Source organism: Entomomonas asaccharolytica, assembly GCF_016653615.1.
Lineage (GTDB): Bacteria > Pseudomonadota > Gammaproteobacteria > Pseudomonadales > Pseudomonadaceae > Entomomonas > Entomomonas asaccharolytica.
The window spans coordinates 2,839,975-2,864,525 of record NZ_CP067393.1; the positions used below are offsets into that span (position 1 = coordinate 2,839,975).

Sequence of the window (24,551 nt, forward strand, 5' to 3'; positions counted from 1 at the left end):
CTTCGTCACCTAATTAAATCTTCCTTTGGCCTTTACTATACAGCCGATATTTTTTTAGCAGATATGACTTTGAATTTGCAAACTACCTCAACAAACGAGACCAACTTCGTTCACAATATATTAGTTGACACGTGAAGAAATTAACTTAATTTTTTCTGACAAAAATAGTTATTTTAAGAATATAAGTATACCAAGTTAAAAATTATTATATATATTCAGCTAAATTTAATAATTAATTACTATTGTGCAACATAACCACCATCTACCAGAATAGCTGCACCATTTACAAATGAAGCCTCATCGCTAGCTAAAAAAGATACCACATTGGCTACTTCCTCAGGCTTACCTAAACGACCAATAGGATGTAGTTTTTCTAGCGATTTTTTACCTTCTTCGCCAATATGATCTAACAGTGGGGTATTAATATAACCAGGACATACTGCATTAACACGAATCCCTCTAGCGGCATAATCAATTGCCAACGTTTGGGTTAATAATTTTACGCCCCCTTTAGAAGCAGCATAAGCGGTTACACTATGTTTACCTACCCAACTATGAATAGAACCACAATTTACAATAACCCCTTGTTTATTATTTTTTAACCAATACTCAATAGCATATTTATCTAACAGATAAACCGCTGTTAAATTAATATCAATAGTTCTTTGCCATTTATCAAAAGGTAGCTGGTCAATTGGCGCATCATCACCTATTCCTGCATTAGCAAATACAATATCTAAGCCACCTAGTTGTTTTACTGTATTTTCAATCAGTGCTTTATTTTGTTCTTCACTGGAAACATTTATTTTATAAAAGGCTGCTTTATGGCCTACTTTAGTTAATTCATCAGCTAACGCTTGGCCTTTATCGCTTAAATCAGCGATCATTACACTGGCTCCATTGGCACAAAACTTTCTAACCGTAGCAGCACCAATACCGCTTGCACCACCCGTTACTATGGCTACTTTATTTTTAAAAATCATTTTTTTGCTCCTTTTTTATAATTTGTTTTAATTAGAGCATATTAATAAACAAAAGTTTAAGACAAAAATAAAGCAGGTTTTTTGGCCTGCTTTATTCTGCTTACTATTCAGATAGATAACTAGATATTATCGTACCAATCCATGCCTTCTTTAACCACTAAGATATCTTCCATAATTAGATAGCGTAGATCAGAGCCGTAGAACATATTTAAGGCATCGGTTGGAGAGCAAACCATTGGTTCACCACGGCGGTTAAGGGAAGTATTGAGTACTACACCGTTACCTGTTAGTTTTTCTAGCTCTTTCATCATATCGTAATAACGAGGGTTAAATTCACGCTTTAATGCTTGGGCACGGGAAGTACCATCTTCATGTACTACTTCAGGCACGCGGGTTTTCCATTCTTCATTAACTTCAAAGGTAAAAGTCATAAAGGGTGCTGGATGGTCGATTTTAAACATTTGTGGTGCTACGGTATCGAGCATCGATGGGCAGAAGGGGCGCCATCTTTCACGAAATTTAATTTGTTCGTTAATTTTATCTGCCACACCTGCTACGCTTGGGCAACCTAAGATTGAGCGAGCACCTAAGGCACGAGGGCCAAACTCCATTCGACCTTGCATCCATGATACAGGATTACCATCCGCTAAAATTTTAGCGATACGTTCACAAACATTATCAATTTTTTTCCACACAGGTTTATTAGGGTGCGCCGCACAAGCTGCAATGACTTCTTCATTGCTATAGGATGGGCCTAGATAAACATGTTCCATTTTTTCTACAGGCTTACCCATTTGGGTAGAAACATAAGCCGCCGCACCTACTGCAGTACCAGCATCACTGGAAGCAGGTTGCACAAATAGTTCTTTTACTTCAGGACGTTCAATAATCTTTTGGTTAAGTTTTACATTAAGCGCACAACCACCAGCAAAAGCAATTTTACCTGTTTCTTTAATAATATCCCCAAGGTAGTAGTCCATCATTTCTAGGGATATTTTTTCAAATAAGGCTTGGATACTTGCTGCATAATGTACATAGGGGTCATCTGCAATATCGCCTTCACGCTTAGGACCAAGCCATTCAATTAGTTTTGGTGAAAAGTAGTAGCCTTTGCCCTTTTCTTTATAGCGACGGAAACCAATCACATTAGCGTAATCAGTATTAATGGTTAATTCACCATTTTCAAACTTAGCTAAACGGGAGAAGTCGTATTTAGTAGCGTCGCCATAGGGGGCCATACCCATTACTTTAAACTCACCATCGAGCATATCAAAGCCTAGATATTCAGTAAGCGCACCGTATAGACCACCTAGTGAGTCTGGATCATAAAACTCTTTAATTTTATGGATTTTGCCATTTTCGCCATAACCGAAGAAGGTGGTGGCGTATTCGCCTTTACCATCAATCCCTAAAATAGCGGTTTTTTCTTGAAAGCCTGAGCAATGGTAAGCACTGGAAGCATGAGCCAAATGATGCTCTACTGGTTGTATTTTAGTTTTTTTAAGATCAAACCCTAATTGCACTAAACACCATTGTATATGCTTGTAATATCGGCGATAACGGCGATTACCATTTAAAATGGCATCTAAGGCACGGTCTGGTGCATACCAATAGCGTTTGGCATAGTGCCAACGGGCTTTATCAAAGATACTGATAGGTGCAAAAGGGATAGCAACCACATCCACATCAGCGGGGGTAATGCCTGCTTGATCTAAACAAAATTTAGCCGACTCATAAGGCATACGACCTTTTGCATGTTTATCACGAACAAAACGTTCTTCTTCTACGGCGGCTACTAACTTACCATCAATATAAAGTGCTGCAGAAGGGTCATGGTTTACCGCCCCAGATAGGCCAAGAACTGTTAATGCCACCGTATTACCTCATTATCTCAATTTATCTCAATAACGTTATTTATTGGCAACTGCCACTTTATCTTTTACAGGCAGATTTTTGGTATTACCACTGTCTAAATAACGCATTAATAATGCATATTCTAATTCAACTGCTTCAGGAATAGGTATATACATAATATGCCCATCACCTGGTGCTACTTCTACTGCTTCACCTTTGGTATTTTCCATTTGCTCTAAGGTAAAGTGTAGATTACCTTGTGGGGTCATCATTTCTACTTTATCGCCTATTGCAAAGCGATTTTTTACATAAACTTCAGCTAGATTACCGCGACGTGCACCGGTAAATTCACCCACAAACTGTTGGTTTTCTGAAACCGAAGTACCACGTTCATAGTTTTGGTACTCATCATGTACATGGCGACGTAAAAAGCCTTCGGTATAACCACGATGAGCCAATGACTCTAAAGTATCCATTAGTGACTTATCAAAAGGACGACCAGCCTCAGCATCATCAATGGCTTTACGATACACCTGTGCAGTACGGGCGCAGTAATAATGGGATTTAGTACGCCCTTCGATTTTTAATGAATGCACACCCATTTTTACTAAACGCTCCACATGCTGTACTGCACGGAGGTCTTTCGAGTTCATAATATAGGTGCCATGTTCATCTTCAAAGGCAGTCATTTCTTCTTCAGGGCGAGTTTTTTCACGGAGAATATAGACTTCATCGGTAGTCTTACCTTGCCCTAGGGTTGGTTCTACGATATTAACTGCTTCGATTTTCTTATCGCTAACAATTTCTCCTAGCTCGTTTTCTTTCCCCTGCTCTACCCCATATTGCCAACGGCACGCATTGGTGCAAGTACCTTGGTTGGGGTCACGGTGGTTCATATAGCCAGACAGCAGACAACGACCAGAGTAAGCCATACATAACGCACCATGGACAAATACTTCCACTTCCATATCAGGTACTTGTTGGCGGATTTCCTCTACTTCTTCCAGTGATAACTCACGGGATAAAATAACGCGGGTTAAACCCATTTGATGCCAAAATTTAACCGCTGCCCAATTTACCGCATTGGCTTGTACTGATAAGTGGATAGCCATTTCAGGGAAACGCTCACGCACCATCATAATTAGCCCTGGGTCGGACATAATAAGGGCGTCTGGTTGCATAGCCACCACTGGCTCTAAATCTTTAATAAAGGTTTTTAATTTGGCATTATGGGGCGCAATATTAACCACCACATAAAATTTCTTTCCCTGAGCATGAGCCTCATCAATACCCACTTTTAAATTCTTGTGGTCAAACTCATTGTTACGCACCCGTAAACTATAACGTGGCTGCCCTGCATAAACTGCATCTGCGCCATAAGCAAAGGCATAACGCATGGCTTTAAGTGTACCTGCTGGGCAAAGTAACTCAGTTTTGGAAGTATTCATCATTCAATAATTAATTCAAGGATTAGAAACGATATATTGTAGCAGGTTATGGAGAAAGGTAGAACTTCTCTATGATAAGTAACCTTTTCGGATTATTTATATTTAATAGAGGCTATTTAAAAAAGCCTCTTTTAATGATTTTCTATTCTTTTGGAAAATACAAAGCTATTACTTCCGCCTCTGTTAACTTTTCAGTATTATTCGCAAGGGTATAATAATCAGGCTTTTTATCAATATAGATTTGTGAGATAAACTCAATATCCTGCAGATTATCAAAGAGACCAATAGATAAACTGTAATGGACTTTTTCACCTTTTAACTGATAATACAAATGGCTACCACAACATTTGCAAAAAGCTCTTTCTGCCCATTCTGAAGATGAATAAACAGCAATATTTCCTTCTCCATCAAATTGAGGCATTTCCACAGAATCTACACAGAATAAAGGACCACCACCCCAATGCCTACAAAATCCACAGTGGCAAGCTCCTAGCTGGTTAGAAATTTTCGCACTTACCTTTACCGCTCCACATAAACAATTACCTGAGACTTCTATTGTTTTTTTCATATTATTCTCTTTTTGAAGATGGCTTAGCAATTTAATAAATTAGCATAAATCACAATGAATTTTGTCAAAAATTCTTTACTTATCCTTTACATAATTAATACACAATCTTAAGTAAATATTAGCTATTATTAAAACAATTGTTTTAGATAGGGTAATAAACAATGAAAAAGATAAAATTTTTACTAGTGGTTGTAAGTTTATTATCTATTATCTCTTGTAGCAGTATTTCCCAAGAGATAAAAAAAACTCAACTTTACAATAAAGTCATACAACATAATCGCCATAATGATTATGTAAATAGCTCACTTACAGCTATCGAGTTTCTTAGAGATTTCAGTGATGATAGTCGTGCAACATTTATGATTAATACCATAAATAATAATATTTATAATGCACAAATATTAGCTCCATTCTCTCCAACCAAAATAAATAAGGATGATTATGGAATAGTGAGATATAAAAATTTGAGAACTATAATTTCCGCCTTAGATAATGCTGGATTAAATCCAACAATTCTGTCCGCTATAGATAGATCAAAACTATCTATTGATACTAAAAAGAAGACAAATATTCCTTTAACAGTAGCGGATATAAATCAAAATATTGCTGAACAATATTATTTAAAGGGAAATAAACATTATATTTATAATAAGGAAGATTATTTAGTTAGAGCTAAGATTTATCAAGAAGGACTGCAATATTATAACTATAAAGATATGGCCATTTTAATGGAAGAAAACGAACTCAACTATTCTGGTGAAATCACTGAGAGTTACTATCAAAAAGCTTTACAAGCAATTAATAACGGAGAGTATAAAACTGCTAGCCAATATTTACAAAAAACCCTAAATAGTTATAAAGAACACGATAACTATGAAGATAGTAAAACACTATTTAATAAATATGATGAGATTTGGCGTAAAGAAGAAGCCAATCAATTCTATAAACAGGGACAAAAACTAGCTACCCACTTAAAATCCTTACAAGACTATGAAAGTGCAAGTAGAGCTTATCATAATGCCTATTTAATTTATGAACCTTATGGTGATTTCAAAGATAGTTATTTTCTAGCTGCAAAATATGATGAAGTTTGGAGAAAAATGCGAGCTGAAGAATACTATCAAAAGGCACAATCTATAAGTAAATATGCTAAAACAAAAAAAGAACACAAAGAAGCAGCATCGTATTTCCAACTAGCGTATACAACTTATCAAGCCTATGGTAACTTTAAAGATAGTTACTCATTAGCCCAAAAAGAAAAATCACTGAGTATGGTAAATGTCTACCTATTTCCAATTGGTGATATTAATAAAGCAATTTATTTTCTTTTAAAAGAATCTGATGATTTTAATATTGTTAATAATTCCGCCACTAGCGATATTGCAATTGATGCTTCTTACTATAAAGATACTGATGAGTATAAAAGTATTATTTCCATTGATGAGTTTGAAGACGAAAACTATCAATATGAAGAGATTAAAGAAAAGTCTGAAAGAATATATACTTTAACGGTTGTTTTAAAGGTTACTAATAAATTAAATATGACAGAGTCTTTTGAAGTCACTAAATCCTCATCTATTATTCATACCTATTATGAAGGTAACTATCCCACATACTTACAAGCTAGTTATGAAACCCTTAATAGCTCATCTAACTCATTAAAAAGTTATTCAGCTTTAGCCAATGAAGCTGTATCAGATCGAGATTATTATTTAAGTAAGGCACTAGATTCTATTTTACAAAGTTTAGTAAACAAATAACTGCTACCTATTGCCAATTTTCAGTAACTCATCTCCTCCTTAAACTAACTACAACTATTATAAAGAGGTAACTATTATGTTTATGGGTGGTTCTATTTTTGCTGCTATTGGTATTATTATGTGTATTTATGCTTGTATTAAAGATATACAAGCCAGCAAAATCATTTGGGCAATTTTGGATATTCTATTTTTCCCTGTTGGGGTCATTCGCTGTATTATGCATTTATTAAGTTAAATGTTTAAATAATAAACAAAAAAGCGTTACGCATTGAATAACGCTTTTTTTATACTTTCAAATTTTCTTCAATATATACTAGCTTTCAATAATTCTTTGCAAGAACTCCATATAATTTTTAGCACTTTGCTCAATTTCTTGAGTAGAAAGCTCGTATTCAGCACCATAAAAAGCAAACAAAGGCTGATAATCTGCATGCACATATTTCATAGTGACTTCAAACGGACGTAACAACTCTTGTAACGTATATTGATAACGCCCCTCTTTACTAAAATCTTGTTCTTTAATACCTGCTGATACAGCAAGCGCCACCTTACGATTGGTTAATTTATCACCTGTTTGTCCATAAGCCCAACCATAGGTAAATACTTCATCCAACCACTGCTTTAATAACGGTGGACAATTAAACCAATAAACAGGAAACTGCAATACTAAGGCTGCATGCTGTTCAATTAAAAGCTGTTCTTTTTCTACATTAATAACGCCATTTGGATAGGCTTTATAAAGTTCATGTACTGTAAATCGCTCTGGATATTTTTTTAACTCTTCTAGCCAACATTTATTAATCTTAGAATTCTCAATATTAGGATGTGTCACCACCACTAATGTTTTCATACTAAAGCTCCTTAAAAATATATAACAATGACGTTAACCACAGCAGTATATGGTATGATTTACTATGAATGAAGTACGCACAATAATGTTATATACTATCTTAAAGGAGAGTATAATTGGCAATTAATCCTTGTAGTCCAACAGGTAGCAAATTAGAAGATACAGATTTTGGCTATACATTGGCAGTAATCGGTGGCAAGTATAAAATGATCGTGTTGTATTGGCTAAATGAAAACCAACCTGTAATGCGTTTTAATGAACTTAAGCGCTGTATAGGTACTATCTCTTTTAAAACATTAAGTACCACTTTAAAAGAGTTAGAAAAAGATCAATTAATTATTAGAAAAGAATACCCACAAATCCCACCTAAAGTGGAATATAGTTTATCAAAACGAGGCAAATCATTAATCCCCGTATTAGATATGATGTGTAATTGGGGCAAACAGCATCGATTAAAATAATGGGTAGTCCACTTTGTTGGAACTACCCATTATTTATAGTTAGTTTATTAAACTAGTATTATTCAAATACTATCTCATCATCCTTAACCGTTGCATGGATAGTAGATTTTGGCATAAATTTACCTGCCAAAATTTGTTGCGCTAATGGGTTTTCAATCCAACGTTGGATAGCGCGTTTTAGTGGACGTGCGCCATACACAGGGTCAAAACCAACTGCAATTAATTTATACATTGCTGCTTGATCTAGTTCTAAATCTAGATCGCGCTCTACTAGGCGGCTACGTAAGCGACTGAGTTGAATTTCAGCAATTCCCGCAATTTGCTCTCTAGCCAATGGGTCAAAGATAACCACTTCATCGATACGGTTAATAAACTCTGGTCTAAAGTGGCTATTTACTGCATCCATTACCGCTGCATTTTGCGCTTCTTTATCACCTACAAGCTCTTGAATTTGTGCAGACCCTAAGTTAGATGTCATTACCACTACGGTATTACGGAAATCAACAGTACGACCTTGGCTGTCCGTTAAGCGACCATCTTCTAATACCTGTAATAGGATATTAAATACATCGGGATGGGCTTTTTCCACTTCATCCATCAATATCACTGAGTAAGGGCGACGACGTACTGCTTCGGTTAAGTAACCACCTTCTTCATAACCTACATAGCCTGGAGGCGCACCAATTAAACGAGCTACTGAATGCTTCTCCATAAATTCGGACATATCAATCCGCACCATTGCGTCTTCAGTATCAAATAAGAACGCTGCCAAAGCTTTGCAAAGTTCAGTTTTACCTACCCCTGTTGGCCCCAAGAATAAGAACGAACCACTGGGACGATTAGGGTCAGATAAACCAGCTCTAGCACGACGCACCGCATTGGATACCGCCACTACCGCAGTATCTTGACCAATAACACGCTTATGTAAATCCTGCTCCATATGTAGCAGTTTTTCACGTTCGCCTTCCATCATCTTCGATACAGGAATACCCGTCCATTTAGAAATAACTTCAGCAATTTCTTCTTCGGTTACCTTGTTGCGTAACAGGCGATTTTCTGGCTGATTTTCAGTGTTTTTAACCGCCTCATCCAGTTTCTTTTCAAGATCTGGAATAGTACCATACTGTAATTCTGCCATCTTATTAAGATCGCCTTTACGACGAGCATTTTCTAACTCAGTACGGGCTTGTTCAATTTGCTGTTGAATCTGTGCAGTATCTTGTACGCCTGCTTTTTCAGATTTCCATACTTCTTCAAGATCAGCATATTCTTTTTCAAGATGGCTTATATCACCTTGTAATTTTTCAAGGCGTAATCTAGCAGGCTCATCTTGTTCTTTTTTAAGCGCTTCACGCTCAATTTTTAATTGAATAAGACGACGCTCTAAACGGTCTAGTGCTTCTGGTTTAGAGTCAATTTCCATACGAATACGGCTAGCCGCTTCGTCGATTAAGTCAATGGCTTTATCGGGTAACTGACGATCCGTAATATAGCGTTGCGACAACTTAGCCGCAGCAATAATCGCACTATCAGTAATAGATACCCCGTGATGCACTTCATAGCGCTCTTTTAAACCACGTAGAATAGCAATGGTATCTTCTTCGGTAGGTTCATCCACCAATACTTTTTGGAAGCGACGCTCAAGCGCTGCATCTTTTTCAATATATTGACGGTACTCGTCTAAGGTAGTGGCACCCACGCAATGTAATTCACCACGCGCTAGTGCAGGTTTTAACATATTACCGGCATCCATTGCCCCGTCAGCTTTACCTGCGCCAACCATGGTATGGATTTCGTCAATAAATAGAATTATCCGCCCTTCTTGTTTAGCAAGTTCGTTTAATACTGCTTTTAAACGTTCTTCAAATTCACCACGGAATTTAGCGCCAGCAATTAATGCGCCCATATCTAAGGCTAATAAACGCTTATCTTTTAGTCCATCAGGTACTTCACCATTGATAATACGTTGTGCTAGCCCTTCAACAATGGCTGTTTTACCTACACCTGGCTCGCCTATTAGCACAGGGTTATTTTTAGTACGACGTTGTAGCACTTGAATGGTTCTTCGAATTTCATCATCACGACCAATCACGGGATCTAGCTTGCCTTCTTCTGCTCGTTTAGTCAGATCCACGGTATATTTACTTAGTGCTTGCCGTTTATCTTCTGAATCAGCATCGTTAACACTTTGCCCACCACGTAGGTTTTCTATAGCATTTTCTAGCGCTTGCTTACTAACACCCTGCCCTAATAATAATTTGCCTAAAGCTGTACTATTATCTAAGGCGGCTAATAACACTAGTTCACTAGAAATAAATTGATCATTTTTTTGTTGTGCTAAACGGTCAGCTTGGTTTAACAGCCGATTCATATCATTAGAAATACTGATATCACCCGTTGGATTTTGGATTTTTGGTAAATCAGCAATGGCTTTATCTAAAGCACTGTTTAACTGGTTTACATTAAAACCTACTTGGCTTAATAAAGGTTTAATTGAACCACCTTGTTGATTTAACAACGCAGAAAATAAATGCAGTGGTTCAATATTAGGATTATCTTGGCCTATGGCTAATGATTGTGCATCTGCTAATGCAGCTTGTAATTTACTGGTAAAGCGGTCTATACGCATATAATGACGCTCCTTTAACTTTTGGGCTAAGCCATATTTAGTTAATGTTGGTTAAATCAATATAGCTCGCAATATGTAATATTAGATAAGGTCTTTTATAGCAAAGTTCAAGGGTAGATTTATGTTATTCTTTAGGATAGTTTATAGTGATCAATAATAGATTATTTTTTATTAGGTGTAAGAATGAAAGGTAGAGTACGTTGGGTTGGTGAAAGACAATTTGTAGCTGAATCGGGAAGTGGTCATACAGTGGTATTAGATGGTCCTCCTGAACATGGTGGACGCAATATAGGTATTCGTCCAATGGAAATGTTATTACTTGGCTTAGGTGGTTGTAGTAATTTTGATGTAATCAATATTTTAGAGAAAGCACGGCAAGCCGTAGAAGACTGTGAAGTTTTTTTAGAGGCAGAACGTGCTGATGAAGAGCCTAAAGTATTCACAAAAATACATTTACACTTTGTTGTTAAAGGTCGTAATTTAAAAGAAACACAAGTTAAACGTGCTATTGATTTATCCGCTGAGAAGTATTGCTCTGCTTCTATTATGCTTGGACGGGCTGGGGTTGAAGTGACACACGACTACGAAATTGTAGAATTAGCTAACTAATCAATATCCTATGGATCCCTTCAAGGGATCCATAAACCATTAAGCCATATTCTTTATTAGACTACACCATTTAATTTTAGACTGCGCTTGGTTACTGTCATCAATTAATTTTATTGTATTGATAACCACTACTTACCCTACCTGCTAGTATAAATATAGCCCACTTCACAAACACCATAGTAGCTACAAAAACAATACTACCAGCTATCCAAACTAATTTGTTAACTGCACCAAAATTTGTGGTAGATATAGTGATAACTGCTGTTACTCCCAAAATGAGACAGCTTACTATTAATTGCTTTTATTTTTTTACAAACTTGACATCGCTTATTAGACGAATTCATATGCTATGCAATCTACTACTATAGATTGACATTGCTTAAAATAACCTTAAATAAGGTTATAATTAATTTTTAGTTAAGCATTATTTAATAAATTATTATTTATCAGTAGGATGGCATTTATAACGGGCTATGTTTAATCTCTCATTAAAAAAACTTTATGTTAGTAAAATTGGTAATTACCTACTTTTAATAGCACTCCTTAAATGGGGTGGGATGATTTGCGCTATATTAGGTATATTGCTGGCTGTTTTGTTTAATAATTATTGGATAGCTATTATTGTAGGTGCTTTACTGGCTGTTATTGGTGTTGTAGTCTCTCTTATAGCACATGTTATTAATAAAAAACTAAACAAGATTATCACTAAGGGTGGTAGTTTGATCGCAGGCACGGAAAACTATTTAAAGAATCAAGCCATACAACATGGTAAAAAGCTTACGCCTAAAAGAAAAAATAACAGTAACAAATCCTTATAAAGTTATGCCGACTTCAATAAATAATATTATTAACTAATTCATACACAATGCTATTATACATACAATCTTGTTAGTTAATTTTAATATGCCAAATACCCCTAGTGAACAAAATACAGATCTTGCGCTAAGCGATTTAATTGCTTGTCCAGAATGTGATCTATTAATGGCTTGTGATCATTTGCAAGATGATGAGCGGATTACTTGTAGCCGCTGTGGGGCGAAATTAAAAATTTATCGACGCAATATGGTAACAAGAGCATTAGCTCTTGTTTTAACAGCACTTATTTTATTTATTCCTGCTAGTTTTGTACCTATTCTGAAAATTGATATTTTGGGGCAAACTCAAGAAGCATCTGTATGGGATAGCGTGCTTGGGCTTTACCATTCTGGCATGGAAGCAATTTCAGTATTAGTATTAATGTGTGGCTTTGCTATTCCCCTTTGTAAACTTCTTTGTCAGCTTTATGTCTTATTAGCGATTTACACTAATAAAGGTAAAGTACTGGCTATTATCTTTTTTAAAACATATCAGCAACTCAAAGAGTGGGGTATGTTAGAAATTTATTTATTAGGTATATTAGTTTCAATTGTCAAATTACATGGTATGGCTCAATTACATATTGGTGTAGGGCTAGCTTGTTTTATCATGCTGTTGTTTGTCCAAGTATGGCTAGAGATTGTTATGAATCAACCACAAACATGGGTATTATTGGAAGAAATAAATGATAGCAACAAGAGCGATTGATAAGGGTATTATTACCTGCCATAGCTGTCATTACTTAGCGAGTATAGATGATCTAAATACTCCTTGTGGGCGTTGTGGTTCAACATTACATATTAGGCGTCCACAATCGATTATGAGAACGTGGTTACTGTTGATCACCGCCACTATTTTATATATTCCTGCCAATTTACTACCGATTATGACGGTTAATTATCTAGGCATGACTACTCCCTCTACCATTATGGAAGGGGTATTAACCTTTATTCATATGGGCGATTGGTTTGTAGGCGGTGTGGTATTTACAGCTAGCATCTTAGTTCCATCAATGAAGCTATTAGGCCTTGCGGTTTTATTAATTTATGTACAACGTGGCCGACATTTACCGCCCAAAGTATGCACAATCATGTTTCGTTTTATCGAATGGATTGGTCGTTGGTCAATGTTGGATATTTTTGTAATTGCCATTATGGTTGCCTTAGTTAATTTTGGTAATCTTTCGACTATTACTGCTGACTGGGGTGCATTAGCCTTTGGTAGTGTGGTGATTATTACCATGTTGGCTGCTATTTCCTTTGATCCTCGTTTAATTTGGGATCATGTTGAAAAAATTGAAAATAATGAGAAACCACTGAATGAGTAAACTAGAAAACGCCAAAAAATCAAAGGAAACTAATTTATCTGCTTTTTGGTTACTTCCTATTGTCGCCTTAGCAGTGACATTATGGCTAGGTTGGCAGTCTTATCAGAACCAAGGGATAACCGTTAAAGTTGAGTTTGAAAACGGTAACGGCATACAAGCCAGTAAAACCAGTGTTATGTATAAAGGTATTGCGATTGGTAAGGTAACTGATCTAACCATTGATACCGACACACGTAAGGTAATAGCAACCCTTGAAATTGAAAAAGAAGCAGCGCCCTATTTAGGTAAAAAATCATTATTTTGGTTAGTGAGTCCAAAAGTTTCTTTAGGCGGTGTGACTGGTTTAGAAACGATAGTTTCAGGTGTTTATATCTCCGTTGAACCTGTTGAAGGTGAGCAGGGTCATAAGTTTGTGGCGTTAAAAGAAGCGCCCTCCCTGTTAGATAATGCGCCAGGATTACATCTAACCCTAAAAGCCAATAAATTAGGCTCATTAGATAAAGGTAGCCCCATCTACTATAAACAACTTAAAGTAGGTGAAGTTAAAAACTACCAACTAGATGATGATCAAAAATCGATTAAAGTTAAAGTCCTTATTTATAAACCTTACGAACATTTAGTGAATCAACAAACACGCTTTTGGAATGCTAGTGGCATAACTGTAACGGGTGGCTTTTCTGGGTTTAAAGTACATGCTGATTCTTTGATTAGCTTAGTGTCTGGCGGTATTTCTTTTGATACTCCAGAGGATCAAGACGACATAGATGTTGCGCTTGATACAGATAAACCGTTTAAACTTTATGAAGATTATGTAGCTGCACAGTCTGGTATTAAAGTTGAGCTAAAATTACATGAATTATCAGGCTTAACAGAAGATAAAACAACCGTGATGAATCAGGGCGTACAAGTAGGTATTTTACGCAAAATAAAAATTGATAAAGATTACACAGGTGCTACTGCTGAACTAAGTTTAGACCCCCGTACAGAAGGCTTACTCCACGAAGGTACTGAATTCTGGGTGGTAAAACCCTCTATTTCTCTTACAGGTATCTCTGGTCTAGAGACTATCGTAAGAGGTAACTATATTGAAGTTCGTTTTTCCAAAAAAGGTGAGCCTACTAGAAAATTCACTATACGTCGCAAAGCACCGCCATTAAATACAGATGCACCAGGCTTACATCTTGTACTAAAAAGTCAGCAATTAGGCTCTCTAGATATCGGTAGCCCTGTTCTCTACAGGCAACTAAAAGTGGGTTCTGTGCAAAGTTACCAACTGTCTCATGACTCGCAAAAAGTTATTATTGGTATTCATATCGAACCCGAATACGCAAAATTAGTGAATACCTCTACCCGTTTCTGGAATGTGAGTGGCATTTCCTTAAAAGGTGGCATGTCTGGTATTGAAGTAAAAAGTGAATCATTACTTACTTTACTGGCAGGTGGTATAGCATTTGATACGCCAAATCCCAAGGCAACTCCCGTTAAAGATGTCAAAGCATTTCCTCTCTATACCAGTGAAGATAAAGCAAAAACAGCGGGTACAACTATTACTTTAAAACTTGATACTACAGAAGGCATTTCTGAAGGCACGTCTATTCGTGTTAGGGGTTTAGAGATAGGTGTGGTCGAAACTATGTCATTAACCAAAGATTTATCAGGTGTCACGGCAACTGCTCGTATAACGCAGGGTAATGACCTTATTAGCCGTAGTAACAGTATATTTTGGGTGGTTAAACCTGAACTTGGTTTATTAAAAACGGCTAATTTAGGTACTCTCATTACAGGTTCTTATATTGAAGTGTTGCCAGGCACTACTTCTGCTAGTAAACAAACAACCTTCCAAGTACGCTCCGAGCCGCCAACTGTAAAAGCACAACAAGAAAAAGGTTTATATCTTGTATTAACAGCTTCACGCAGAGGATCATTAAATATTGGTGTGCCTGTTACTTACCGAGAAATACCTGTTGGTAAAGTGACTAACTTTAAATTATCGCCACAAGCTGATCGCGTGTTTATTGATATATTAATAGAACCTAAATATGCACCTTTGGTAAAAGTTAATTCTCAATTCTGGAATACCAGTGGCATTGGTATTGATGCAGGCCTTTTCAAAGGAGTGAAAGTACGGACTGAATCATTACAAACCATTATGGCAGGAGGTATCGCCTTTGCCACACCTGAAACCAATATGGGCGATGCTGCCACTGCAGGTAGATTCTTCATACTGCATGATGAACCCAAAGAACAATGGCTGAAATGGGCACCTAAAATTCCATTAAAACCTTAAGACCTACGTAAAAAGCCTAATATATTAGGCTTTTCTATCGTCCAAGAACCATTGTTTGCTTTTTTTAATAGAATGGTTTCTCGGCTACTGCTGAAAGGGCCTGGATTTTGCTGAACAATCTCTATTGAATTTTCAGTCACTTTTGAAACTATAGCTACATGGCCATAACGATTAGTTAAAGTACTATCAAACACTAAAATATCTTCTACTTGTGGTTTTACAGTACCATTAGTAAATTGCATAAGATTTCTTTGTGGATTTAGTGTACCAGAAGCAATAGAGGGGTTAAAAAAGCTCTTAGCATGGCCATACGAGTCTGGCATTTTATGTTGAAAACGTTGGTAATAATAACTTTTAATAAACTCTACACATTGATATTTCAAACCTAGATTATAACCATCCGTTGTTATGTTACGTCCCTCTACATGCCCTACACCACCATTATAGTAAACATTTACACCATTAAAATTATCAACAATATCGCCTATTTGCTTGTTAGGATTAAGATTAGCTTTAGTAGCAGTAACATAACCGATCACCACTAAAAGGAGGCTTAAGGTAGTGAAAATCACTATCTTTTTGTTTTTAAAAAACAACTTTAACATCCTGTTTTAACTCACTAATTGTTGATTAATTCCCTGTACTAATCGTTCTAATGCACCTTGATTATGTTGCATAATCTGGTTGCCACCTTGCACCATTTCCTCAATTAAATCATGATTTTCAAATAATCGCTTAAGCTGTAAAAAAAGCTCTTGAGAGTTATTCACCACAGCTAAGGCATGAGCCTCTCGCAATTGATTAGTAATTTCCTGAAAATTATATAGATGTGGGCCACAAATAACGGGTTTATGTAAAGCTACGGGCTCTAAAACATTATGTCCGCCATTATCAACAAGACTTCCACCAACAAATGCTATATCAGCTAATGCATATAAAAACAGTAACTCACCCATGGTATCACCCACTAATACCTGCGTTTGATTAGTTACCCATGTATTATCAGAGCGTTTGATGGTATTAAAATGTTTGGCTGTTAACTCAAATACTTCCTTAAATCGCTCAGGGTGGCGTGGTACTATAATAAGCAATCCATCACGGTATTGTGCTAATAATTGGCGATGCGCCTCTAAAACTATCTCATCTTCACCTGCATGGGTACTCGCTGCAATCCATGTAGGACGATCAGTGCTTTGCCACTTTTTACGCAACTCTTCAGCATTTTTGGTTAACGTTGATTCAATATTAATATCAAATTTAATAGAACCAATCACTGCAACATTTTCTGGTTGAGCGCCTAGTTCAATAAAACGATCAGCTTCTAACTGAGTTTGCACCGCAATCCAATTGATTGATGCAAACATCGGACGTGTTACTTTATGGAATTTAGCATAGCCTTTTGCTGATCTCTCTGAAAGCCTTGCATTAGCCAAAACTACAGGGATACCCCTTTGATGGCAATAAAAAATATGGTTAGGCCAAAGCTCTGTTTCCATAATAATAGCCACTTTAGGCTGTAACTTTTTTAGAAAACGTTTTGCAATACAAGGCGCATCATAGGGCATATAACAGTGTTGCACCCTATCACCAAACAGTGACTTGATACGCTCTGAGCCAGTTGGGGTCATGCATGTGATGGTAATAGGTAAATCTGGATGGTCTTGCAACAGTGCATTGATCATTGGCGCAGCTGCAATACTTTCACCTACTGATACAGCATGAATCCAAATACCATGAGGCTTTAAATTTTTTAATTTAAATGCAAAACGCTCAGCAATACGTTGCTTATACGCTGGGGCTTTCCTAGCCCGCCACAACAAACGCCCTGTGATAACAGGTAGCGCCATATAAAATAATACACTATAAAGAAATCGGTTCATTAATCTATCTACAAATAATCATAATTAACAGTCTATCATTAAAAAACGGCTTGAAATATAGGACTAGATTTGCATAATGCACACTTTAATCAATATTATCCATTAAAAAATAGTTCTACCCTATCTCGATAATACAATATAATTAACTTAGCTAAGTACAACACTTTGGCTTTGTAGAGGAGTCTAACCAATAAGTGAATAGCAAACTTAAATTATATGGATTCAATAATCTAACCAAGACCTTAAGCTTTAATATATATGATATCAGCTATGCTGAAACCCATGAAGACCAACAAGCCTATATTCGCTATATTGATGAAGTATATGACGCTGAACGTCTAACTCAGATACTAACCGAAGTTGTTGATATCATAGGGGCGAATATCCTTAATATTGCGCGTCAAGATTATGATCCACAGGGGGCTAGCGTTACTATCTTAATCTCAGAGCAGCCAGTCGCGGAGACTGATGTTGATTACGATACTGAATCACCAGGCCCATTACGCGACACAATCTTAGCCCACCTTGATAAAAGCCATATAACTGTTCATACCTACCCTGAAGTTCATCCTGTTGAAGGCATTGCCACCTTTCGTGTAGACATCGATGTCTCAACTTGTGGAGTGATCTCTCCCTTAAAAGCACTTAACTACCTAATTCATCAGTTTGATTCTGACATCGTTACTGTTGACTATCGTGTTCGTGGCTTTACCCGTGATATTGAAGGTAAAAAATTATTTATTGATCACGAAATTAATTCTATTCAGAATTACCTTTCTGAAGATACACGTACTAATTACCAAATGATGGATGTAAATGTTTATCAAGAAAATTTATTTCATACCAAAATGTTATTGAAAAATTTTGTGTTGGAAAACTATCTATTTGGCGACGCAACTAATAATTTATCGGATCAACAGCGCGAAAAAGTCAGCGCCAGCTTACGTCATGAAATGTTAGAAATTTTCTACGGCCGTAATATACCAAAGAATAAAATCTCTAATTAGCAACAATAAAAAAGCCCCAAATTTGGGGCTTTACTATTTATTTAAATATGGTTTATTTAGATATGGTAAGTGGTTTTAGTCATTACTTTAGAAAGTAACGTCATACCCATCTTAACAGGTGTTGGAAACCTTATACCGCCTGCGGCTATTGCAGTAGTAGAATGTTTTTCTTCATCAACTCGCATTTGTTCTAGTATAGCTCGCGATTTTTCATCATCAGTAGGTATTTGTTCTAAATGCTCATCTAAATGTTTGCACACTTGATCTTCAATAGCAGCCACAAATCCTAAACTTAAACGGTCACTAATCAAACCAGCCGCAGCACCCATGCCAAAAGATAATCCATAAAATAATGGGTTTAAAATACTTGGTTTTTGTCCTAACTCTCTTACCCGCTCTTCACACCATGCTAAGTGGTCAATTTCTTCTTCAGCAGCCTTTTCCATGGCTTCTCTTACTTCAGGTAACTTTGCTGTTAAGGCTTGCCCTTGGTATAACGCTTGGGCGCAAACTTCGCCTGTGTGATTAATCCGCATTAAGCCAGCAACATGTTTGCTTTCCTGCTCGGTTAAATCAGCATCTGTATGGGTTTTAGCAGGCGAAACACGATAAGGCGATCCTGAAAAAGGTAGCAAAGTACGTAAAGCAGAATTCACTTGCATTAATAACTTATCAGCAGGTGTGTAATGACGTTGATTTGCCATGGAGACCTCGTTATAAAATCGAATAAAATTTAACTACTAACCGGGTGGCCAATCTAATTGACGCTGTCCTAATACATGCATATGGATATGGTAGACAGTTTGCCCACCTAACTCATTGCAATTCATCACTACTCTGAATCCTTCCTCGCACGCTAGCTTTTTAGCTAAACGCTGAGCAGTTAATAAGATATGTCCTGCTACTTCTTTATCTTCTTCCTGTAAATCGTCCAATGTAGCAATATGCTTTTTAGGAATCACTAAAAAATGTACAGGGGCTTTTGGATCAATATCGTGAAACGCATAAACCTGTTCATCTTCATAAATCAATTTAGAGGGTATATCACCCTTAATAATTTTACAGAATAAGCAATCATCCATTATTTGATCTCCATCTAATTACTTATTAAGAGTTTATCTTATCTTGGGAAGTGGTTACTTCTTGGTTTCTTCTACTAGCACGTAATTTAAAAGTAAGCACTACACAAATAAAAAATAATGCAGGTAAAATATAAATTAGCGTCATATAGTAATGGAAAGCCATTCGTTTCGTCGCAAGTGATAATTCTAGTTTTGGCTCACAAACGCCTCTTTTTAAACTAATTTCTTGTTTGGTTTCTTGGGCGATCGTCTGATTATAGCAAGAAGACCTAATCATATAGAGCGCAACACATTGTGTGGTAAAACCAACAATCAAAATAACCCATAGTGCAATTGTTAAACGCTTCATCATTATTTAGCTCTCATGTACATACAATTATAACGATTATAAATTTAGTTGATGATAAGAATTATCACTTAAAATAGACAAGATGTCATTCATCTTTTACTGAAAAAGTTGGTTATTATAACGCTTATTAACAATACCACCAGAAATAAAATTACGCACCCTATAATGTTCAACTGGTATAAATTACTTACAATTTAGCCATTATCTAGCGTAACAGAAAAAATACTACCGATTTCCTCACTAGAAATAACATACACTTGCCAATGTTGATGGGTACAAATCCGTTTGACTAAAGATAAACCAAGGCCTAAGCCCTCACCACGATTACTGCCTCTGACAAAAGCCTGAAAAATAGCTTGTTGCTTATCCTGTGGTACACCAACTCCCGTATCTTGAACAAGGAAACTCTCATCATCAATCACTAACCTTACTTCTCCCTGCTCTGTATAATGCCATGCATTACGTAGTAAGTTGGAGATCACCGTTTTTAATAACGTCTTGTTGTAGGTGTTGCTAGTAGAGGATTTAACCTCAAAAATAAAATCTATTCCCTTTTCTTTAAATTTTTCTGACCAAACTTCTGCTAGCTCTTTCGCTAAATTTAGTAATGTTGTTTGATCCCCTACTATGCGATTATTTTCGATACGAGCTAACATTAAGAATGTTTGCACTAATTCATTCATGTCTTTATTAGCCGTGCTAATTCTATTAATCTGTTGTAATTGCCCTGAGGAAAGTTCTTTCGATTCTAATAACAGTAATTCACAACTAGTTGCTATTACCATTAGCGGTGTTCTCAGCTCATGACTCACATCACTGGTAAACAAACGCTCTCTTTCTAATGCAGATTGTAATTCACCAAAAGCTCTTTCAAATGCAGTTGCTAGTTGCCCTACCTCATCATCTGCGTATTGGTTATTAAGGGATATATTGATTGCTTTATTTTTAGTACAATTTATTTTATCCACTTCCTTTGCCAGTTTTATGATAGGCGCCAGAATACGGTTAGCTAATAATTTACCCAAAATTAATGAAACAATTAATGACCCAATAAATCCTACAAAGACTACTAGGAGTAGCATTTGTTCACGGGTTTCAAACTCAGTTTGGTCTTTAACAATCAAATAACTTTGCTGATCAATTGTTTCTTTATACGCATAATAAGCAGCCCCTTCTCTAAATATAACTTCTGAGAAGCCATCTTTTATATTTTTAAACTTTTCGGGAATAGGATAATTTGCTTGTGGATCTGTTGTATAAAAATCCGTATCTTGACTGAGTTTCTGAATCCTCTCATGGGACATTTGACTGTTCAAAATCTCTTCAAGGTTATCACTTAAACCTTGTGATACAAAATGCTCTTCTAATGTATGTACAATAAGAAAAATACTAATTGAAGACACACCAGCAACAATTAATGTCATTAAGAAGAATGCAATAACTATACGTTTTTTTAAAGGTTGTTTAAGGCGCATCAACAGACTCTGCTAATTTATAACCTAGCTTAGGTATGGTATGAAGCAATGGTTTATCAAAAGGTTTATCTATAATCTGCCTTAATTGGTGTATATGACTACGCAATATATCTGTGTCAGGTATTTCATCGCCCCACACTTGTTGTTCTAAAATTTCTCGACGAACAACATTCGGGCTTTTTTTCATTAATACCTCTAGTAGCTTAAGTGCTAACGGTGTCAACTTCAACGTAACACCTGCACGCTGCACCACAAAAGTATCTAAATTATAAATTAAATCACCTACCTGTAATAAATACTGGCCAACACCTTGAGAGCGTCTAATCACTGCCTCTATACGTGCCACTAATTCGGCCAAGGCAAAAGGTTTAATTAAATAATCATCAGCTCCTGTTTTAAAACCAGCTATTCGGTCATCAATAGAGTCACGTGCGGTCAACATTATAATGGGTACAGTTTTACGAGGATCAGAACGCAATAATTTACAAACCTCTAAACCATCCATCCCTGGCAACATAATATCTAACACGATAAGATCATAAAAATTTTCAGTCGCTAGATTAAGCCCCGTTATGCCATTTTGCGCACAATCAACGTCATACCCTTTAATTGAAAGGTAATCAACTACATTAATTAGAATGTCTTTATTATCTTCAATAACCAATATTTTCATAATAGTCCTATTATAGAATATTAAACTATACTTATCATTTTTCTAACAAATCTTTTACATTTTTGGCTAAAAGCATTCTAATTAAAAAACAGCTTAATGCTATACTTGTCCACTATATTAAAAACTATCTTTATACGCTATGTTTCATATCATTTTATTTCAACCTGAAATTCCTCCCAATACTGGTAATATTATCCGTCTTTGTGCCAATATTGGTTGCCAGTTACATCTCATCAAACCGTTAGGCTTTATCTTGGATGATAAGCGCTTACGCCGAGCAGGGCTTGATTACCACGAGTTCGCTAATGTTAAACAGTATGATAGCTTAGAGGACTGTTTAGAGGCGCTAGATCATCCTAGGCTTTTTGCTTTTACTACGAAAGCAACTCATATTTATAGTGATGTCCCGTATCAATTAGGTGATGCTCTACTTTTCGGCCCTGAAACACGTGGCTTGCCAATGGATATTTTAAATAGCCTTGAGCCTCAACAAAAAGTAAAGCTACCTATGCAACCCAATAGTCGTAGCTTAAATCTATCTAATACGGTAGCCATTGCAAGCTATCAGGTATGGCAACAACTTGGTTATAAACTAAAAACTTAGCTTGCACTATCGAATAACAAATTAGACAATAACAACTTGTACTTAATTTTAGTTTAAGTATCTAACCTAAATAGGTGACTTGAAAAATAATTAATAAATTCTCGAGGATTAATATATGACTAATAAAGCGAGCTTCGTTTGGGATGATCCATTACTGTTAGATCAGCAGTTGACTGAAGAAGAGCGTATGGTGCGTAATACTGCTCAACAGTTTGCCCAAGATAAATTAGCTCCCCGCGTTTCCAATGCATTCCGTAATGAAACAACTGACCCTAATATTTTCCGTGAAATGGGAGAAACGGGATTACTTGGTTGTACTATTCCAGAAGCCTATGGTGGCAGCGGTTTAAATTATGTTTGCTATGGCCTTATCGCTCGTGAAGTTGAACGTGTTGACTCAGGCTACCGTTCTATGATGAGTGTGCAATCCTCTTTAGTAATGGTACCTATTAATGAATTTGGTACTGAAGCGCAAAAACAAAAGTATCTTCCTAAATTAGCCACTGGCGAATGGATTGGTTGCTTTGGCTTAACTGAACCTAATCATGGTTCAGATCCCGGTGGAATGGAAACTCGCGCTCGTAAAGTAGATGGTGGTTATCAATTATCAGGCAATAAAATGTGGATCACCAATAGTCCTATTGCTGATGTCTTTGTGGTATGGGCAAAAGACGATGAAGGTAAGATTCGTGGCTTTATCCTTGAAAAAGGCTGGAAAGGTCTTTCTGCGCCTGCGATACATGGCAAAGTAGGCTTAAAAGCATCTATTACAGGTGAAATCGTGATGGATAGCGTATTTGTACCTGAAGAAAATGCTTTCCCTGATGTTAGAGGATTAAATGGACCTTTCACTTGCTTGAACTCTGCACGTTTTGGTATTGCATGGGGGGCTTTAGGCGCAGCAGAAGACTGCTGGCATGTGGCTCGCCAGTATGTATTAGACCGTAAACAATTTGGTCGTCCTTTAGCGGCTAATCAGCTAATCCAAAAGAAACTAGCTGATATGCAAACTGAAATCACGTTAGGCTTACAAGGCTGCTTACGTTTAGCACGTATGAAAGATGAGGGTACTGCTGCGGTTGAAATCACTTCTATTATGAAACGTAACTCTTGTGGTAAAGCACTAGATATCGCTCGTTTAGCTCGTGATATGTTAGGTGGTAATGGCATTAGTGATGAGTTCAGTATTGCCCGTCATTTAGTCAATCTTGAAGTAGTAAATACCTATGAAGGAACCCATGATATTCATGCGTTAATTCTTGGTCGTGCGCAAACTGGTTTGCAGGCATTCTACTAATAGATAATCCACAGCAGATTGATTCATGTCGTAATAAATGATTCAATCTGCTATAAAATAATTATAATAATAATGAATTCTAAAACTGAAGGATAATCTTATGGCTTACAAACATCTACTCGTTGCGATTGATCTAACTGAAGAAAGTCCACACGTTATACAACAAGCTACTGAACTGGCAAATTTATACCAAGCTAAGATTTCATTAATCCATATTTTAGAACCTGTATCACTCGCTTTTGGCGGTGATGTACCCATGGATTTATCAACTCTACAGCAAGAACAAATGCAACACGCTCGAGAAAGATTAGATATCTATATCACTGATTATCCTACCTTAACTAGTGAACAATGCTTCTTATGTTATGGCCAAGCTCGCCAAGAAATTCATCGGGTTGCACAAGAAAATGATTGTGATCTTATTGTAGTAGGCAGTCATGGTCGTCATGGGCTTGCTTTATTATTAGGTTCAACCACTAAAGATTTATTACAGAACGCACCGTGTGATATTTTAGCTATCGCTTTACAACACAAAACCACTAATGAATAACTA

Annotated in this window: 25 protein-coding genes; 12 read left to right on the forward strand and 13 right to left on the reverse strand. The window is 36.5% G+C overall.

All coding sequences use genetic code 11. The features are described from left to right. Positions 1-239: 239 nt before the first annotated feature. From JHT90_RS13190 to JHT90_RS13205, 4 genes are all read right to left on the reverse strand, one after another. Positions 240-983 carry an SDR family NAD(P)-dependent oxidoreductase gene (locus JHT90_RS13190; protein ID WP_201091797.1) on the reverse strand — a complete coding sequence of 248 codons (744 nt, stop codon included), beginning with the start codon at positions 981-983 and terminating at the stop codon, positions 240-242. Positions 984-1,102: 119 nt separating this feature from the next. Then, positions 1,103-2,857 (reverse strand): carbamoyltransferase family protein, encoded by a 1,755-nt coding sequence (locus JHT90_RS13195; RefSeq protein WP_201091798.1) that lies wholly within the window; start codon positions 2,855-2,857, stop codon positions 1,103-1,105. Between the two features lie 36 nt (positions 2,858-2,893). After that, positions 2,894-4,285, reverse strand: coding sequence for a prephenate-dependent tRNA uridine(34) hydroxylase TrhP (trhP, locus tag JHT90_RS13200; RefSeq protein WP_201095901.1), 1,392 nt, complete (start codon positions 4,283-4,285; stop codon positions 2,894-2,896). Between the two features lie 142 nt (positions 4,286-4,427). Beyond that, positions 4,428-4,853: a GFA family protein gene (locus JHT90_RS13205; RefSeq protein WP_201091799.1), complete on the reverse strand. Its 426-nt coding sequence runs from the start codon at positions 4,851-4,853 to the stop codon at positions 4,428-4,430. Positions 4,854-5,014: 161 nt separating this feature from the next. Here JHT90_RS13205 and JHT90_RS13210 point away from each other — a divergent pair, with 161 nt between their 5' ends. Next, entirely contained in the window at positions 5,015-6,613 is a 1,599-nt protein-coding gene (locus tag JHT90_RS13210) for a hypothetical protein (RefSeq protein ID WP_201091800.1), read from the forward strand. A 76-nt stretch (positions 6,614-6,689) separates the two neighbouring features. After that, positions 6,690-6,848: a hypothetical protein gene (locus tag JHT90_RS13215; RefSeq protein ID WP_201091801.1), complete on the forward strand. Its 159-nt coding sequence runs from the start codon at positions 6,690-6,692 to the stop codon at positions 6,846-6,848. A 78-nt stretch (positions 6,849-6,926) separates the two neighbouring features. Here JHT90_RS13215 and JHT90_RS13220 read toward each other — a convergent pair whose 3' ends face one another. After that, complete coding sequence (locus JHT90_RS13220; RefSeq protein WP_201091802.1) at positions 6,927-7,463, reverse strand: NAD(P)H-dependent oxidoreductase; 537 nt, start codon at positions 7,461-7,463, stop codon at positions 6,927-6,929. A gap of 116 nt (positions 7,464-7,579) precedes the next feature. Between JHT90_RS13220 and JHT90_RS13225 the strand changes: the two genes are divergently transcribed. Then, a complete protein-coding gene (locus JHT90_RS13225) occupies positions 7,580-7,924 on the forward strand; it encodes a winged helix-turn-helix transcriptional regulator (RefSeq protein ID WP_330893005.1) in 345 nt (114 codons plus the stop codon). 58 nt (positions 7,925-7,982) lie between these two features. On the opposite strand, the gene clpB is transcribed toward JHT90_RS13225, so the two are convergent. Beyond that, positions 7,983-10,553, reverse strand: coding sequence for an ATP-dependent chaperone ClpB (gene clpB, locus JHT90_RS13230; protein ID WP_201091804.1), 2,571 nt, complete (start codon positions 10,551-10,553; stop codon positions 7,983-7,985). Positions 10,554-10,736: 183 nt separating this feature from the next. Between clpB and JHT90_RS13235 the strand changes: the two genes are divergently transcribed. The 5 genes from JHT90_RS13235 to JHT90_RS13255 all read left to right on the forward strand — a co-directional run bounded on the left by JHT90_RS13235 (position 10,737) and on the right by JHT90_RS13255 (position 15,631). Beyond that, on the forward strand, positions 10,737-11,162 hold the full coding sequence (locus JHT90_RS13235; protein WP_201091806.1) for an OsmC family protein: 426 nt from the start codon (positions 10,737-10,739) through the stop codon (positions 11,160-11,162). Between the two features lie 557 nt (positions 11,163-11,719). Continuing rightward, a complete protein-coding gene (locus JHT90_RS13240; RefSeq protein ID WP_201091809.1) occupies positions 11,720-11,980 on the forward strand; it encodes a 6TM ABC transporter family protein in 261 nt (86 codons plus the stop codon). A gap of 85 nt (positions 11,981-12,065) precedes the next feature. Next, positions 12,066-12,725, forward strand: coding sequence for a paraquat-inducible protein A (locus tag JHT90_RS13245; RefSeq protein ID WP_201091811.1), 660 nt, complete (start codon positions 12,066-12,068; stop codon positions 12,723-12,725). Beyond that, complete coding sequence (locus JHT90_RS13250; protein ID WP_201091813.1) at positions 12,703-13,344, forward strand: paraquat-inducible protein A; 642 nt, start codon at positions 12,703-12,705, stop codon at positions 13,342-13,344. The genes JHT90_RS13245 and JHT90_RS13250 overlap by 23 nt, the downstream gene beginning before the upstream one ends. Continuing rightward, entirely contained in the window at positions 13,337-15,631 is a 2,295-nt protein-coding gene (locus tag JHT90_RS13255) for a PqiB family protein (RefSeq protein ID WP_201091817.1), read from the forward strand. Before JHT90_RS13250 ends, JHT90_RS13255 begins: the two co-directional genes overlap by 8 nt. Here the strand turns inward: JHT90_RS13255 and JHT90_RS13260 are convergent. Continuing rightward, positions 15,628-16,236 carry a CHAP domain-containing protein gene (locus JHT90_RS13260; RefSeq protein WP_236253965.1) on the reverse strand — a complete coding sequence of 203 codons (609 nt, stop codon included), beginning with the start codon at positions 16,234-16,236 and terminating at the stop codon, positions 15,628-15,630. The genes JHT90_RS13255 and JHT90_RS13260 overlap by 4 nt on opposite strands. 6 nt (positions 16,237-16,242) lie before the next feature. Next, positions 16,243-17,511 (reverse strand): lipid IV(A) 3-deoxy-D-manno-octulosonic acid transferase, encoded by a 1,269-nt coding sequence (waaA, locus tag JHT90_RS13265; RefSeq protein ID WP_201091819.1) that lies wholly within the window; start codon positions 17,509-17,511, stop codon positions 16,243-16,245. Positions 17,512-17,705: 194 nt separating this feature from the next. Here waaA and speD point away from each other — a divergent pair, with 194 nt between their 5' ends. Further along, the gene (gene speD, locus JHT90_RS13270) at positions 17,706-18,518 is read left to right on the forward strand and encodes an adenosylmethionine decarboxylase (RefSeq protein ID WP_201091821.1); all 813 of its coding nucleotides are present in this window, start codon (positions 17,706-17,708) and stop codon (positions 18,516-18,518) included. Between the two features lie 56 nt (positions 18,519-18,574). Here speD and coq7 read toward each other — a convergent pair whose 3' ends face one another. The 5 genes from coq7 to JHT90_RS13295 all read right to left on the reverse strand — a co-directional run bounded on the left by coq7 (position 18,575) and on the right by JHT90_RS13295 (position 22,097). Further along, the gene (gene coq7, locus JHT90_RS13275; protein WP_201091824.1) at positions 18,575-19,222 is read right to left on the reverse strand and encodes a 2-polyprenyl-3-methyl-6-methoxy-1,4-benzoquinone monooxygenase; all 648 of its coding nucleotides are present in this window, start codon (positions 19,220-19,222) and stop codon (positions 18,575-18,577) included. Between the two features lie 36 nt (positions 19,223-19,258). Then, positions 19,259-19,600, reverse strand: a complete 342-nt coding sequence (locus JHT90_RS13280; protein WP_201091826.1) for a histidine triad nucleotide-binding protein — start codon at positions 19,598-19,600, stop codon at positions 19,259-19,261. Between the two features lie 25 nt (positions 19,601-19,625). Further along, positions 19,626-19,952: a hypothetical protein gene (locus JHT90_RS13285; RefSeq protein WP_201091827.1), complete on the reverse strand. Its 327-nt coding sequence runs from the start codon at positions 19,950-19,952 to the stop codon at positions 19,626-19,628. Positions 19,953-20,143: 191 nt separating this feature from the next. Then, complete coding sequence (locus JHT90_RS13290) at positions 20,144-21,424, reverse strand: sensor histidine kinase (RefSeq protein ID WP_201091828.1); 1,281 nt, start codon at positions 21,422-21,424, stop codon at positions 20,144-20,146. Further along, the gene (locus tag JHT90_RS13295; protein WP_201091829.1) at positions 21,414-22,097 is read right to left on the reverse strand and encodes a response regulator transcription factor; all 684 of its coding nucleotides are present in this window, start codon (positions 22,095-22,097) and stop codon (positions 21,414-21,416) included. The genes JHT90_RS13290 and JHT90_RS13295 overlap by 11 nt, the downstream gene beginning before the upstream one ends. 139 nt (positions 22,098-22,236) lie before the next feature. On the opposite strand from JHT90_RS13295, the gene trmL reads away from it, so the two are divergent. From trmL to JHT90_RS13310, 3 genes are all read left to right on the forward strand, one after another. Continuing rightward, positions 22,237-22,701: a tRNA (uridine(34)/cytosine(34)/5-carboxymethylaminomethyluridine(34)-2'-O)-methyltransferase TrmL gene (trmL, locus tag JHT90_RS13300; RefSeq protein WP_201091832.1), complete on the forward strand. Its 465-nt coding sequence runs from the start codon at positions 22,237-22,239 to the stop codon at positions 22,699-22,701. A gap of 115 nt (positions 22,702-22,816) precedes the next feature. Then, positions 22,817-23,998: an acyl-CoA dehydrogenase gene (locus tag JHT90_RS13305; protein ID WP_201091834.1), complete on the forward strand. Its 1,182-nt coding sequence runs from the start codon at positions 22,817-22,819 to the stop codon at positions 23,996-23,998. Positions 23,999-24,098: 100 nt separating this feature from the next. After that, positions 24,099-24,548, forward strand: coding sequence for a universal stress protein (locus JHT90_RS13310; RefSeq protein ID WP_201091836.1), 450 nt, complete (start codon positions 24,099-24,101; stop codon positions 24,546-24,548). The last annotated feature ends 3 nt before the right edge of the window (positions 24,549-24,551 follow it).

Bases quoted from the DNA above. Each gene is read 5' to 3' on its own strand.
- JHT90_RS13220 (WP_201091802.1), bottom strand. From the start codon at position 7,463: ATGAAAACATTAGTGGTGGTGACACATCCTAATATTGAGAATTCTAAG.
- waaA (WP_201091819.1), bottom strand. From the start codon at position 17,511: ATGAACCGATTTCTTTATAGTGTATTATTTTATATGGCGCTACCTGTT.
- JHT90_RS13245 (WP_201091811.1), top strand. From the start codon at position 12,066: ATGCCAAATACCCCTAGTGAACAAAATACAGATCTTGCGCTAAGCGAT.
- coq7 (WP_201091824.1), bottom strand. From the start codon at position 19,222: ATGGCAAATCAACGTCATTACACACCTGCTGATAAGTTATTAATGCAA.
- JHT90_RS13240 (WP_201091809.1), top strand. From the start codon at position 11,720: ATGATTTGCGCTATATTAGGTATATTGCTGGCTGTTTTGTTTAATAAT.
- JHT90_RS13280 (WP_201091826.1), bottom strand. From the start codon at position 19,600: ATGGATGATTGCTTATTCTGTAAAATTATTAAGGGTGATATACCCTCT.
- clpB (WP_201091804.1), bottom strand. From the start codon at position 10,553: ATGCGTATAGACCGCTTTACCAGTAAATTACAAGCTGCATTAGCAGAT.
- JHT90_RS13305 (WP_201091834.1), top strand. From the start codon at position 22,817: ATGACTAATAAAGCGAGCTTCGTTTGGGATGATCCATTACTGTTAGAT.
- JHT90_RS13215 (WP_201091801.1), top strand. From the start codon at position 6,690: ATGTTTATGGGTGGTTCTATTTTTGCTGCTATTGGTATTATTATGTGT.
- JHT90_RS13285 (WP_201091827.1), bottom strand. From the start codon at position 19,952: ATGATGAAGCGTTTAACAATTGCACTATGGGTTATTTTGATTGTTGGT.
- JHT90_RS13235 (WP_201091806.1), top strand. From the start codon at position 10,737: ATGAAAGGTAGAGTACGTTGGGTTGGTGAAAGACAATTTGTAGCTGAA.
- JHT90_RS13205 (WP_201091799.1), bottom strand. From the start codon at position 4,853: ATGAAAAAAACAATAGAAGTCTCAGGTAATTGTTTATGTGGAGCGGTA.
- JHT90_RS13260 (WP_236253965.1), bottom strand. From the start codon at position 16,236: ATGTTAAAGTTGTTTTTTAAAAACAAAAAGATAGTGATTTTCACTACC.
- trhP (WP_201095901.1), bottom strand. From the start codon at position 4,285: ATGAATACTTCCAAAACTGAGTTACTTTGCCCAGCAGGTACACTTAAA.
- JHT90_RS13255 (WP_201091817.1), top strand. From the start codon at position 13,337: ATGAGTAAACTAGAAAACGCCAAAAAATCAAAGGAAACTAATTTATCT.
- JHT90_RS13190 (WP_201091797.1), bottom strand. From the start codon at position 983: ATGATTTTTAAAAATAAAGTAGCCATAGTAACGGGTGGTGCAAGCGGT.
- JHT90_RS13210 (WP_201091800.1), top strand. From the start codon at position 5,015: ATGAAAAAGATAAAATTTTTACTAGTGGTTGTAAGTTTATTATCTATT.
- JHT90_RS13250 (WP_201091813.1), top strand. From the start codon at position 12,703: ATGATAGCAACAAGAGCGATTGATAAGGGTATTATTACCTGCCATAGC.
- trmL (WP_201091832.1), top strand. From the start codon at position 22,237: ATGTTTCATATCATTTTATTTCAACCTGAAATTCCTCCCAATACTGGT.
- JHT90_RS13290 (WP_201091828.1), bottom strand. From the start codon at position 21,424: ATGCGCCTTAAACAACCTTTAAAAAAACGTATAGTTATTGCATTCTTC.
- JHT90_RS13310 (WP_201091836.1), top strand. From the start codon at position 24,099: ATGGCTTACAAACATCTACTCGTTGCGATTGATCTAACTGAAGAAAGT.
- JHT90_RS13295 (WP_201091829.1), bottom strand. From the start codon at position 22,097: ATGAAAATATTGGTTATTGAAGATAATAAAGACATTCTAATTAATGTA.